The organism is Halosimplex salinum, assembly GCF_003730195.1.
Lineage (GTDB): Archaea > Halobacteriota > Halobacteria > Halobacteriales > Haloarculaceae > Halosimplex > Halosimplex salinum.
Window position 1 is genome coordinate 82,944 of record NZ_QWGG01000012.1, and the last position, 11,870, is coordinate 94,813.

The window sequence follows — 11,870 nt, forward strand, 5'->3', positions numbered from 1 at the left end:
ACGGCGTCGCTATCGAGGCCGAAGGGTAACTGTTAAAGTCCCCCATCGGAAAGGTAGAGATGCGTTCGGCACGGGCCAATAGCTCAGTTAGGTTGAGCGCTCGGCTGATAACCGGGAGGTCCGCGGTTCAAATCCGCGTTGGCCCATTCCGTTTCTACACGACTATCAGCCGACGAGCGGCACCCTCGTGACTGACAGCAGGGCAGATAGACGTCGCTGACGGTCGACAGCATCCGAAAGACGAGATACGCCAGTCAGGCGTCGGGCCCGGCTTCCTCGACGAGCGTCGAGGAGGTCCCTTCCGATTCGGACTGGTAGATCAGCGCCAGTTCGAAGTCGGAGTCGACGGGGACGTTCACCGAGTCACTGGAGACGATCTGACTCTCGGAGCCGCTGGTCTGGGTCGCGTTCCAGGTACCGGCTTCCCTGATGTGGAGCGGTCGCTTCGACTCGGACCACTCGACGATGTCGTGGCAGCTGGTCCACCTCGCGCCGGAGTCGCTGCACGCGCCGCTCGTCGGCCCGCCGGAACTCGCCTTGGCGTAGGACTGGTTGATCCCCGTTCCGCGGACGTAGAGGTTCGAGGCGCGGATCGACTCCCCGCCCGTATGACTCACGGTCAGGATCCCGGCGTCGGCGAGTTCGCCGTCGGAGTTCTCGACGACCTCAGTGTAGTCGAAATCGAACGTCGTCGTCGGCGCGCCGTCCGGCGACTGATCCCCCAATCCGAGGACGAACGTCGCGGCGGTCGCGGCCAGCACGACGGTGATGGCGACCATCAGGACCACGCCGATGACCGGCGACACCGCGTCGTCGTCCGTGAAGAGTTGCGTGATGTGCATCGTGTGTCCACCAGCACCCCCAGAGGTGCTACTCGTGAGGTTTCAGCGGATATACAAAAATTCCCCTTCTTCCGTCGACGAGTCGCGACGCTATCGACGCTGTGAAAACGGAAAGAGAGTGACGCCGATTAGGCGTCCGGGCCGGAGTTGCTGTTCAGCGTCGCTGACGTGTCGCCTTCCTGCGTCTGGTAGACCACGTCGATCTCGTGGTCGGAAGTGACGTACACGTTGTTGAAGTCACCCGAGACGATGGTCGTGTCGGAGCCGCTCGCGCGAGACTCGTTCCACGTGCCGGTGCTAGCAGCATGGATCTGGCTGCCGCCGTTGTCAATAATCCAATCTTCTAAGTCGGGACTACCTGAAGCCTTCGTGTCCCAAGTTACGTCTCCGTCGCTGTTATCCCCAGTTGAATTGAATCCAGTTCCCCGGAAGTAGATTTCGTCCGGGTTCAGCGTTTCACCGCCCTCGTGCGAGACTTGGAGGACGCCGTAGTCGTTTCCTCCCGAGTTCTCCTCAACCTCGCTGTAGTCGAAGCCGATGGTCGTAGTCGGTGCGCCCGAATCAGTCTGGTTGCCCAGGCCGAGGACGAACGAGGCGATGACGGCGGCCAGGATGACCGTGATGGCGACCATCAGGATCACGCCGATGACCGGCGACACCGCGTCGTCGTCGTTGAATAGCTTTTTGATGTCCATGTGTATTCACCACATCCCGGCTGGCGCGCTGACACGCACACCCCTGCGAGATGCTATCCGAGTAGTTACCAGATAAACACATAAACCCGTCAGTGCGTTTTCGCTAAATCCCCCGTTCAACCCCAGATTTATCGCTTCAAGACCCGGTTGAACGGCGATAAACAGATCTGAAAACGCCCCGAAAACAGTCGATTGCGCCCCCTGAAACTCTCGAAACCGGCCGAGATTCTGATTTTGTTGAAATATGGTTTCTGATGACACTATCGGCGGTGGATCTGTCGTCCGATCACGGACAGTTTCCGGCCGGGCGAGCGCGGGGATGACGAGGCGGAACCCAGCGGTCCGGGACGCGGTAAGCCGACCGTACTTGACGGGACACTCGGACCGCTTCCGTCCGTTAACACGTATGTTAGTCGTCGATACATATTTGTAGTGGAAGACGGTACCTGCCCCCATGGTTCGAACGCGTCGTTCTGTCCTGGCGATGGGTGCCGCAAGCCTGTCGGCGGTTGCTGGGTGTCTCGGTGGCGGTGGAAACAACGACGGCGACGGAAACGGTGGCGGCGGCAACAACAACGACGGCGGGGGCGGCGGAGACGGCGACGGCGGCGGCGGAAACTCCGGGCCGTTCCCGGAACACACCGACGTGACAGACCTCTTCATGGAGGAGGAGGAGACGATCGAGATCCCGGCCGGCGAGTACAAGGACTACAAGATAGAGTTCCCGGACGGCGGGGCGCTCAAGTACGAGTTCACGGTCACGAGCGGGCCGGCCATCGACGTGCTGATGATCCGCGACGGCGAGTTCGGCTACTTCGAGGAAGGCCACAAGGTCAACTACAACTCCGCCCACAGCGTTCAGGAGGCCAAAGAGGGCTCCTCGCAGTCCAACATCAGTTCGGGGACGTTCCATCTCACGTTCGACAACTCCGAGATGGGTCGCGCGCAGCCGCCGACCCCCGAGCCGACGCCGACGGCGACGCCGACTGCGACACCAGACGAATCGACCGACGCGAGCGACGAGACGGAGACAGAGACTGAGACTGAGTCGATGGAGGAGGACGACTCCGGCGACTCGTCGGGGGAGGACCACACAGCGGTCGTCGAACTGTCGATAACGGCCGGCCAGTAACGACCTCCCGGTTCTGGGTGGGTGGTCTTGCGCGGTTCCAGCCCAAATACTCAAAACACTTGACTCCCGAGTGTAAACCGACAACCCATGCCCACAGTCGAAGTATCACTGCCGGAGGACGTATTCACCAAGCTCGAACGGATGACCGAAGAGGAGTTCGTCAGCCGCGAGGCAGCGGTCGAGGAACTGCTGTCGATGGGGCTCGACGCCTACACCCGCGACACCGGCGAGGAAGTCGCCGAGACCGACATGGCCGACGAGTTCGCCGACGACATGTGGGACACCGCGGAGGACCCCGGGATGCGCGAAGAGGACGACGACTTCTCCTTCTGACCGTCGTCGCCGAACCGCCCCAGTTTCGCGACGCACACCACGCGCTCGGTCGAACCGGTCCGACGACTGACGAGACCCCCGTGCCGTCACGTAATTTGCCGGTACTTCGCGTCCGGTCTTCGAAACCTTCAATTATCCCTGCCGTCAACTCGAGAGTGTAGCAGGCAAGCACGGGTTGGTGGTCTAGGTTGGTTATGACACCTCCTTGACATGGAGGAGGCCGGCGGTTCAAATCCGCCCCAACCCATTTTGCTGCGAACGATTCGTGAGCAGCGAATGGTTCGGACGGATTTGAGCCCAGAGAACGAACGGAGTGAGTTCTCGCGGTTCGAATCCGCCCCAACCCATTTCTCTCGAAGCAAACTCGCGAGAGTCTTCTGCAGTTTCCGAGTCTACGGTCTCCGAGTGCGGGTCAGCAGGCGACGAGCGTCGCGACCGGTCACTCGACGGCAGCGTCGGGGTCGCGGTCCCGAAGCATCGAGTGGATAACGCCGGAGAATCCGTCCGAGTCGGCGGCTTCGACCACGCGGGTGTCGGCGCTGTCACCGGTGTCCCCTTCGACGTCGACGCTGGTGTGGCCGCGGGTGAGGCCCTCGCGCTCGTCCACGTCGACGGCGTAGGTGGCGACCTGCTCGCGGAGTTCGGGGTAGGCGAGCAGCGCGGTGGTGAGACCGTCCGGCTGGGTGATGCCGTCCAGGCCGCCGGCCTCCCCGCGGTCGCGAACGGTCTTCGTGACTTCGAGGAAGAAGTCGGCGAGGTCGGTGTCCATCGCGGCGATCTCGTCGATGGCAGCCTCGTCGAGGGCGGTGCGAAGACACAGGCCCCAGTCGACCAGCGTCACGTCGAAAGCGTCGAAGACGCGCTTGGCGGCGTCGGGGTCGGCCCAGAGGTTGTACTCGGCGGTTGGGGTGACGTTGCCGCGGCAGTTGACGGCGCCGCCCATGACCCACACCTCGTCGACGAGACCCGGGAGGGCGGGTTCTCGCGCGTGTGCGAGCGCGAGATTCGTGAGCGGGCCGATACAGAGGAGCGTGATCTCGCCGGGCGAGTCGCGACAGCGACGGACGATCTCCGCGGGGGCGAACCCCTCCGCGGAGTCGATCCCGGTGTCCGGGTGGAGGTCGCCGCCGAGACCGCCTTCGCCGTGGATCTCCGTGGCGTGGTCGTGAGATTTGACGAGGGGGCGGCGAGCGCCTTCGTAGACGGGCGTGTCTGTGGCGTCGACCAGCGAGAGGGTGTACTTGGCGTTCTCGACCTCGCGGTCGAACGGGACGTTGCCGGCGACGACGGTGACGGCGTCGACGGCGAGTCGGTCGGTCAGGACGGCGAGGGCGAGCGCCTGGGTGTCGTCGCCTGCCGTGTCCGTGTCCACGATGACGCGTCGCATACTCCGAGTTCGCGCGCCGGGCATAAGCCGTTCGGGGTGACGGGCGGGGGCGGCGACCCGGCGGTGCAGACCCGGCGGGCGCGACCCGAGAGATGTTTCACGGCCCCCCTCGAATCACCGTCGAGAACCGATGGCAGACGAGAACGCCGACGAGACGACGGTGCCAGTTATCTGTTCCGACTGCGGGACTGAGACCGCGATCGCGATCGACGACGTCGCCGAGGCAGTCGAGCGCCACAACGACCAGCTTCACGACGGCGAGGAGGTGGCGAGTGTCGACCCCGTGATCGCAGAGCAGGTCACGGATCTCGTCGCGGAGGAGCTCGGACTCCTCGAACCGTCCGAGGAGTGACCGGCCACTCGACGACACTCGAACCGTTCGAGCACCGCTGATACCCGATAAATCGGCTAAAATCGGATTGATCGGGGCTGACGATATTCCCCCTTCTTGCTGGTAGCGCTCCGGAGTCCGGGTAGACACCACCCGGTGTCCGAGCCCACCATGACAGTCGCACACGACGCCACGACGGTGACGATGTCCGAATCGAAGCCGCCGCTCTCCATCACGCCGGCACCGCCAGTGGACCCGGAGGTGCCCGACTCGTGACACGGGCGATCGGGCCCTGTCGCCACTGCGGGGCGCGCGTCCCCGCGACGACAGTGTGCCGCGACTGCGGGTACGACACCGATACGGAACGCAACCGGCGCGACCGGTTCGTCTGGAGTTTGCTCGGGACGCTCCTGGTCCTCTCGGTCGTCGGCGCGCCCGTCGGACTCGTCCTCCTCTGGAAGGCGAGCCGTCACCACCGGGCGATGAGCGGCGGAGTCGTCGCGGGGGACGCCCGACCGGCCCCGCTTTCGGCGGCGTTCGCTGGAGCGCGTCGCCGACTCACCGACGGCCCCCAGCGTCGCGGGGGTGAGTTCTGACGTGCCGATGCGTTGCCGGAACTGCGAGCGACGGGGGAACGTCATCGGCGCCAGCCGCGACTGGTACCTGCTGAACGACGCCGCGGCGTCGCGGCGAGTGTACGAGTGTCGCCACTGCGGTCATCGACAGCGCCGCAGAGGCGTCCGTCACTGAGACCGGGCCGCTTCAGGTATCGACCGAAATCTCCGTCCTCACAGCACGGTCCCGTGTTTCTTGTCCGGTCGGTCTTTCTCGACGTCCTCGTAGAAGGCGAAGCGCGCGGCCAACTCCGTGCGCAGGTCCGACGGCGGGACGATCTCGTCGATGACGACCTCGCTGGCCATCCGGTGGACGTCGATGTCCTCGCGGTACGCCTCGCGGAGCTCGCGCTCGCGCCGCTCTCGCTCCTCCGGGTCGTCGATCTCGTCGAGCTTGTTCGCGTAGACGGCGTTGATAGCGGCTTCGGGTCCCATGATGGCGATCTCTCCCGAGGGGAGGCCGAGCGTCGCTTCGGGGTCGTAGGCGGGGCCGGACATGGCGTAGATCCCGGCGCCGTAGGCCTTCCTGACGACGACGCACTGTTTGGGTACCGTGGCCGCGGAGGTGGCGTAGATCATCTTCTTGCCCGCTTCGAGGATGCCGTCTTTCTCGACGTCGGACCCGGCCATGAAGCCGGGCGTGTCACAGAGGTAGAGGAGCGGCACGTCGAAGGCGTCGCACTTCCAGACGAACTCGGCGGCCTTGCGCGCGGCGTCGGGGAAGATGGCGCCCGCGCGCTTGGCGGGCTGGTTGGCGACCACGCCGACGGGCCGGCCGTCGATACGGGCGAATCCGGTGAGGATCTCGCCGCCGAACTCCGGCTGCAGCTCGAAGAACGAATCGCCGTCCACGACCCGCTCGATCACCCGTTCCATGTCGTAGCCCCTGTTGGGTTCCTGGGGGACGACGCCGTCGATGCCTTCGGGCGACTTCGCCGGCGCTCGACCCTCGGTTTTCGGGGGCTTCTCGTCGCTGTTGTCCGGGAGGTAAGAGACCAACTGCTCGACCAGGTCGCGGGCGTGGTGTTCGTCTTCGGCGACGAGGTCCGCCGACCCGGAGTGGCGGGTGTGGACGTCCGGCCCGCCGAGTTCGTCGAGGTCGATCTGTTCGCCGGTGACCATCTCGACCATCCGCGGGCTGGCGATCGCCATGGCGGACATGTCCCGGACCATGACGGTGAAGTCGGCGAAGACGGGGGTGTACGCTGCCCCCGCGATGCAGGGGCCGTAGAGGACGCAGATCTGCGGAACGCGCCCGGAGAGCATCGAGTGGTTGTAGTAGTACTTCCCGATCCCTTCGCGGTTGGCGAAGAAGCCGGTCTGCTGGTCGATACGCCCGCCGGAGGAGTCCATCAGGTAGAGGACCGGTCGTCCGGTCTTCAGCGCCCGCTGTTGCATGCGGAGGAACTTCTCGACGCCGTGTCGAGCCATCGACCCCGCCTTGACGGTGAAGTCGTTGGCCATGAAGTGGACGTCCCGGCCGGCGAACTCCGCTGCGCCGGTGATCAGTCCGTCCGCGGGCAGCCGGTCGTCCGAGTCGCCGTCGGTCTCCGGCGAATCGGCGTGCCAGGCGTCGAAGTTCGCGAACCTGCCGTCCTCGAAGCGCAGGCCAGCGGGGTCGTCCCCGTCTCCGGGGGCGCTCTCGCCGGGCACCGGGTCGCTGTCTCCGAACCACAGTTCGAGGCGGTCGCGGACGAAGAGTTTGCCCTGCTCGGCGAGGCGCTCGCGGTACTTCTCGGGACCGCCCGCTCGGATGTCGGCGATCTCGTCGCGGAGCGCCCGCTCGCGCTCCGTCGGCCCGAGGTCAGTCTCGTCTGCGACACCGGACCGGGCGTCCCCCCGTCCCGCGCCGCCGTCGAGCTCGTGAACGACGGCGGGCTCGTCCGCCTCGCCGACGAACACCTCGACGCGACCGTCTCCCGGGACGTGCTGTTCCAGTGCGGAAGCGATCGCCTCCGCCTCGTCGACGCTCGCGTCCTGGGCGATTCGCACTCGCATACCACTATCCTCGCACGCTAGCGGTAAAATATGCCACCCCGCTCGGGCCCCGCCCACGGAGTCTGACCGCAGGACCGTGGGCGACTGCCGACCGCGTTCGAACGAACCCGCGAGGGCGTCAGGACGGGTCGGAGTGCTCGCATTCGGATTTCAAAGTTGATAGCCCCGGGCGACTGGTTAAGTAGGTGAACGACAGATCTCGGAGCAATGCGTACTCGGTCGCTCTGTCTGGTTCTGCTGGTTCTCTGCTCGGTGACCGCGCCGTCCGTCGCGGGCGGGACGACCAGCGAGAAGCCGTCGGTCGACATCACCGTCGGATCGACGGCGGTCTCGGAGGGCGACGTCTACGAGGCCGGTGGGGACGTGGCGCTCACGATCAACGCGTCGGTCGGCGACGACGCGCCCGACGGGACCCAACTCTCCGAGATCGTCGTCCGGGTCAACGGCGAGCGCGACCGGTCCATCTCGGTCGACGGTGCCAGCGTCTCCGAGACCCTCACGCCGGAGCTATCGAACGGCAACAACTCCGTGCGCGTGATCGTCACCGACGACGCCGGGAGCGTCGACGCGACCAGTTTCACGGTCGCGAAAGACGTCGAAGCGCCGTACGTCTATCTCACCAGTCCCTACAAGACGGCTCCGTGGAAGCAGATCACCGACGGTACCGCGAACGAGACCGGAATCACGCTCGCGGGCAACGTCATCGAGGACTCCACCGTCGAGAAACTCCACATTACCCGGGAGTTCGACGGCGAGCGCTCGACGCGCGTCCTCCGTGACGTGGGCGAGAACTTCTCCGTGGAGATGGAACTCGGGTACGGCGAGAACGGGAGCGCGACCAACGAGTTTCGGGTCTCCGTCACGGACGAGTTCGACAACGTCCGCCTCTACAGGTTCAGCGTCAACGTGACCGACGATCGGGCGCCGCGGATCTCCGTCGAACCGTTCCCCAACGAGACGACCAGCAACCGGATCTTCCTCGCCGGCGCCGTCTCCGACGAGGTGGGAATCAGGTCGGCGAATCTCACAGTGAGGGGTCCCGACGGTAACGTGACCGGCGGGGAGCGGATCGCCGGCTCGTCGTCGGAACTCGACCCCGACCGCCGGACGGCGTCGTTCAACGAATCGCTCTACACGCTCTACCCGGGCACGTACGAAGCGACGCTCGCCGTCGTCGACGTGACCGGCAAGCAGACCACTCGAACCGTCGAGATCGAACGCGTCCCGAACGAGGAGCGCGACGTGGCGCCCGAAATCGCCGTCGACCGCGACCGGACCGTCGTCATCGGTCCCGAGCGACTCTTCCTCAGCGGCGTCGCCTTCGAGGGCGTCACGGAACGCCTCGTCGTCGAGACGCGCCGCGAGTCGACCGGCGAGACGCTCGACTACCAGGTCGTCCACTCCGGGTCCCGGAGCGAGCGCGTCGAGTTCGACCGCGAGGTCGCCATCGCCGCCGAACGCACCCGGGTGATCGTCCGCGCGACCGACGCGAAGGGGATCGAACACACGGAGCGCTTCGTCGTCGACGGCGAGACGCAGGAGACGTTCGTCGGCGAGGCCGGCGACGGCGAGAGCCGGTGGCCCCGGGTGAGCGTCGAACACCTCCGGGACGACCGCGCGGGCACTGCGAGCGCGTCCGTGTCCGTCCTGCGCGGTGGGGCGAACGCGACCGTCTCGCTCCCGGGCGCCGACGGGCCGAGCGCGGTCGTCGCGACCGAGAACGTGAGCGTCGACAGCCTCGCCATCGACCTCGCGGCCGAGACCAACGTGACGGCGACCGTCGTCGCCCGCGAGCGAGCGGGTGACGCCCTCGACGCGCCCGACGGCGCGACGCCCGCCGCGACCGTCACCATCCAGCACTCCGTCGCCGACGACGCGGTCGACGGCGCCGCCTTCGACGTCTCGGTCCGCCGGGCCTACCTGGACGCGAACGGCCTCGACCCGTCGAACCTCTCGGTGTACCGGCAGTCGGGCGGTAACTGGTCGGCTGTCGACACCACGCTGGCCGAGTCGAACGAGACGCACGTGCGCTACACGGCCGATTCCCCCGGTCTCTCCGTGTTCTCGCTCTCGACCGACCCCGTGCTCGCGGACGACGGGAACGGAACGGTCGAGAACGGAACTGCCGGGAACGGCACGGTGGGCAACGCGACTGTCGGGAACGCGACGGTCGAGAACGGCACGGCACCGAACGGGACCGCGGGTAACGAGACGGCCGGCGACGGCGGCGAGCCGACCATCTTCGTCGAGAACGTCACGGTCAACCTGACCGCCGTCGCCGTCAACGAGTCCGTCGCGGTCAACGTGACGCTCGCGAACGACGGCGACGCCGAGGGCACCTACACCGCCGGGCTCCAGACGATACACGGCATGAACGTCTCCTTCGTCGGCAAGGAGTCCGTCGCGGTGGGGCCCGGCGAGCAGCGAGAGATCGGGTTCACCACGCAGTTCGCCACCGAGGGCAACCACACCGTGATGGTCAACGGCACCCAGGCCGGCCCCGTCGTCGTCGGTAGCGGTGGCGGCCTGTTCTCGTTCCTGTCGTTCCTCTCCTTCCTTCCCCTGCGACTCATCGGGATGGCTCTCGGCGGGATTCTGGGTCTCCTGCTGGTGCTCGTGCTCCTCCGGTTCGTCCTCGGGAAAGTCGGCGGTGGCGGCGAGAGTACGAGCGGCTGAAAAACATCGAATCTGCGCCGATTACGACAGCTTCGCTTCCAGCCGGTCCACGAGCTCCGAGTTCCCGAGATACACCGGGCTACGCTGGTGGAGTTCCTCGGAGTCGGCGTCGAGCAAGTCGCCGCCACCGTCGGAGACGCGACCGCCGGCGGTCTCGACGACGAAGCCGACCGGGGCGCACTCGAACAGGTACCGAAGCTTGCCCTCGGGGGCGTCCTGGAGTTCCGGGTAGGCGAAGATGCCGCCGTGGGTCAACACCTGCATCACGTCGGCGATGAACGCGCCACCGTAGCGGAGTTTTAACCTATCTTCCTCGAAGTCCTCGACGGCGGCGGTGACGCCGGGCGTCCAGTCCGGGCGACGGCCGCCGAAGGCGTAGACGGTGGGGTCGTCGGGGAGGGTCAGGTCCTCGGTGAGCAGCTTCCGGCCGTCCTCCTCGATCAGGTACTCGTCGACCGAATCGCCGTCGCAGACGACGATCGTGGTGTTGGGGCCGTAGAGGACGAACGCGGCGGCGACGAGGTTCGACCCGCTGGTCGGGAGCGGCTCGTCGTAGACGCTGACGATGGTGCCCATCGGGTTGTTCGAGCGGAGGTTCGAGGAGCCGTCGAGCGGGTCGAGCGCGAGGTGGTACTCGCCGCCGTCGTCGGCCTCCTGCCGGGACTCGCGTTCCTCGGAGGCGTAGGACGCGACGGCGTCGAGGTCGAGCAGGCGCTCGGCGAACAGTTCGTCGGCGTACTCGTCGGCGGCGCGGATGCGCTCGCCGCTGGGGTTCTCGCGGTCGACGTAGGCCCGGCGTTCCGGGAGTGCGTCGCAGACCTCGACGGCGGTGTCGCTCACCACGTCGAGGACGGCGTCGACGGCCGGGTCGTCGACCCAGTCGGCCGACGGCGGGATCTGCTTGCTCATGCTTTGGGAGGTGCGGCGGCGAGGGCCTCCTCGACGGAGGCCTCCTCGTAGATGACTTCCTCGAGCGCGTCGAGGATGCGCTCGGGGTTCTCGCGCTGCCAGACGTTGCGCCCGACGGCGAGGCCGGCGGCGCCGGCGTCGATGACGCTCTGCACGCTCTCCAGGAACTCTCGGTCGCTGGTCTTCGAGCCGCCGGACATGAGGACCTTCGTCGGGCTGGCCATGTCGGTGACCCGTTCCATGGCCTCCCTGCTACCGGGGTATTTCACCTTCGCGATGTCGGCGCCCAGTTCGAGGCCGAGACGGGCGGCGTAGGCGACGATGTCCTCGCTGGTGTCGTTCTTGACGGCCTGTCCGCGCGGGTAGGCCCACATCACGACGGGGAGGTCGTACTCGCGGGCCTTCTCCTGCACGTCGCGGAACTCCTCGAACATCTCGACCTCGCAGTTCGTACCGGGGTAGACGGTGAAGCCGATGGCCTCGGCACCCAGCTCCTCGGCGGCGTACTCGACGGAGCAGTTGACGGCGCTGTCGGGCTCGCCCATCCAGAGATTCGAGGTGCCGTTGAGCTTGGCGAGCAGCGACACGTCGTCCTCGTAGGAGGGGTAGTACGCCTCGGCGACGCCCTTCCCGACCGCGAGCGACGTGACTGCGGGGTGTGTGGCCACATCGAAGACGTGTTCCGGGTCCGCACTCTCGGGCTGGGGGTCGAAGTCGACCGGCCCGTGTTCGATTCCGTGGTCGTACGCCAAAACGAGTACTTTCCCGTCCCGCGTGACCGGAGCGTCGTCGATGGGTCGCATTGGGGATACGTACTCGGACCGAACGTATATATCTTCTTTCTGACATTATTTACTACTCGGCGAGTAAACGATTCGGTCGTGAGAGACGTTCACAATCGTTCATCGGGCCGAATTCGGCAAGTTCGGATCGACCCGCAACTACCACGCAAC

General features: G+C 66.2%; 11 protein-coding genes and 2 tRNA genes. 7 read left to right on the forward strand and 6 right to left on the reverse strand.

Going from position 1 to position 11,870, the window contains the following annotated elements; all coding sequences use genetic code 11:
- Positions 1 to 72 precede the first annotated feature (72 nt).
- A tRNA-Ile gene (locus D1409_RS21605) sits at positions 73 to 146 on the forward strand.
- 108 nt (positions 147 to 254) lie between these two features.
- On the opposite strand, the gene D1409_RS21610 is transcribed toward D1409_RS21605, so the two are convergent.
- Together D1409_RS21610 and D1409_RS21615 are read right to left on the reverse strand one after the other, a co-directional pair.
- Positions 255 to 842 carry a type IV pilin gene (locus tag D1409_RS21610; protein ID WP_123539045.1) on the reverse strand — a complete coding sequence of 196 codons (588 nt, stop codon included), beginning with the start codon at positions 840 to 842 and terminating at the stop codon, positions 255 to 257.
- Positions 843 to 970: 128 nt separating this feature from the next.
- Positions 971 to 1,537 (reverse strand): type IV pilin, encoded by a 567-nt coding sequence (locus D1409_RS21615; protein WP_123539046.1) that lies wholly within the window; start codon positions 1,535 to 1,537, stop codon positions 971 to 973.
- A gap of 454 nt (positions 1,538 to 1,991) precedes the next feature.
- Here D1409_RS21615 and D1409_RS21625 point away from each other — a divergent pair, with 454 nt between their 5' ends.
- From D1409_RS21625 to D1409_RS21635, 3 genes are all read left to right on the forward strand, one after another.
- Positions 1,992 to 2,669, forward strand: a complete 678-nt coding sequence (locus tag D1409_RS21625) for a hypothetical protein (protein ID WP_164471841.1) — start codon at positions 1,992 to 1,994, stop codon at positions 2,667 to 2,669.
- An 87-nt stretch (positions 2,670 to 2,756) separates the two neighbouring features.
- Entirely contained in the window at positions 2,757 to 3,002 is a 246-nt protein-coding gene (locus tag D1409_RS21630) for a DUF7120 family protein (RefSeq protein WP_006885692.1), read from the forward strand.
- A 172-nt stretch (positions 3,003 to 3,174) separates the two neighbouring features.
- Positions 3,175 to 3,249 (forward strand) — tRNA-Val (locus tag D1409_RS21635).
- A gap of 192 nt (positions 3,250 to 3,441) precedes the next feature.
- On the opposite strand, the gene D1409_RS21640 is transcribed toward D1409_RS21635, so the two are convergent.
- The gene (locus D1409_RS21640; protein WP_123539049.1) at positions 3,442 to 4,389 is read right to left on the reverse strand and encodes a nucleoside hydrolase; all 948 of its coding nucleotides are present in this window, start codon (positions 4,387 to 4,389) and stop codon (positions 3,442 to 3,444) included.
- Positions 4,390 to 4,519: 130 nt separating this feature from the next.
- Between D1409_RS21640 and D1409_RS21645 the strand changes: the two genes are divergently transcribed.
- Together D1409_RS21645 and D1409_RS21650 are read left to right on the forward strand one after the other, a co-directional pair.
- Positions 4,520 to 4,741 carry a hypothetical protein gene (locus D1409_RS21645; RefSeq protein ID WP_123539050.1) on the forward strand — a complete coding sequence of 74 codons (222 nt, stop codon included), beginning with the start codon at positions 4,520 to 4,522 and terminating at the stop codon, positions 4,739 to 4,741.
- 251 nt (positions 4,742 to 4,992) lie between these two features.
- Entirely contained in the window at positions 4,993 to 5,316 is a 324-nt protein-coding gene (locus D1409_RS21650; protein WP_164471842.1) for a hypothetical protein, read from the forward strand.
- A gap of 192 nt (positions 5,317 to 5,508) precedes the next feature.
- On the opposite strand, the gene D1409_RS21655 is transcribed toward D1409_RS21650, so the two are convergent.
- Positions 5,509 to 7,332, reverse strand: coding sequence for an acyl-CoA carboxylase subunit beta (locus D1409_RS21655; protein WP_123539052.1), 1,824 nt, complete (start codon positions 7,330 to 7,332; stop codon positions 5,509 to 5,511).
- A gap of 207 nt (positions 7,333 to 7,539) precedes the next feature.
- On the opposite strand from D1409_RS21655, the gene D1409_RS21660 reads away from it, so the two are divergent.
- Positions 7,540 to 10,008: a hypothetical protein gene (locus tag D1409_RS21660; RefSeq protein WP_123539053.1), complete on the forward strand. Its 2,469-nt coding sequence runs from the start codon at positions 7,540 to 7,542 to the stop codon at positions 10,006 to 10,008.
- Positions 10,009 to 10,029: 21 nt separating this feature from the next.
- Here D1409_RS21660 and D1409_RS21665 read toward each other — a convergent pair whose 3' ends face one another.
- The gene (locus tag D1409_RS21665; protein WP_123539054.1) at positions 10,030 to 10,917 is read right to left on the reverse strand and encodes a class 1 fructose-bisphosphatase; all 888 of its coding nucleotides are present in this window, start codon (positions 10,915 to 10,917) and stop codon (positions 10,030 to 10,032) included.
- Positions 10,914 to 11,720: a class I fructose-bisphosphate aldolase gene (locus tag D1409_RS21670; RefSeq protein WP_123539055.1), complete on the reverse strand. Its 807-nt coding sequence runs from the start codon at positions 11,718 to 11,720 to the stop codon at positions 10,914 to 10,916. The genes D1409_RS21665 and D1409_RS21670 overlap by 4 nt, the downstream gene beginning before the upstream one ends.
- Between the last annotated feature and the right edge of the window lie 150 nt (positions 11,721 to 11,870).

Coding starts and splice junctions, on each gene's coding strand:
- D1409_RS21615 (WP_123539046.1), bottom strand. CDS start 1,537: ATGGACATCAAAAAGCTATTCAACGACGACGACGCGGTGTCGCCGGTC.
- D1409_RS21640 (WP_123539049.1), bottom strand. CDS start 4,389: ATGCGACGCGTCATCGTGGACACGGACACGGCAGGCGACGACACCCAG.
- D1409_RS21670 (WP_123539055.1), bottom strand. CDS start 11,720: ATGCGACCCATCGACGACGCTCCGGTCACGCGGGACGGGAAAGTACTC.
- D1409_RS21655 (WP_123539052.1), bottom strand. CDS start 7,332: ATGCGAGTGCGAATCGCCCAGGACGCGAGCGTCGACGAGGCGGAGGCG.
- D1409_RS21660 (WP_123539053.1), top strand. CDS start 7,540: ATGCGTACTCGGTCGCTCTGTCTGGTTCTGCTGGTTCTCTGCTCGGTG.
- D1409_RS21610 (WP_123539045.1), bottom strand. CDS start 842: ATGCACATCACGCAACTCTTCACGGACGACGACGCGGTGTCGCCGGTC.
- D1409_RS21665 (WP_123539054.1), bottom strand. CDS start 10,917: ATGAGCAAGCAGATCCCGCCGTCGGCCGACTGGGTCGACGACCCGGCC.
- D1409_RS21645 (WP_123539050.1), top strand. CDS start 4,520: ATGGCAGACGAGAACGCCGACGAGACGACGGTGCCAGTTATCTGTTCC.
- D1409_RS21630 (WP_006885692.1), top strand. CDS start 2,757: ATGCCCACAGTCGAAGTATCACTGCCGGAGGACGTATTCACCAAGCTC.
- D1409_RS21625 (WP_164471841.1), top strand. CDS start 1,992: ATGGTTCGAACGCGTCGTTCTGTCCTGGCGATGGGTGCCGCAAGCCTG.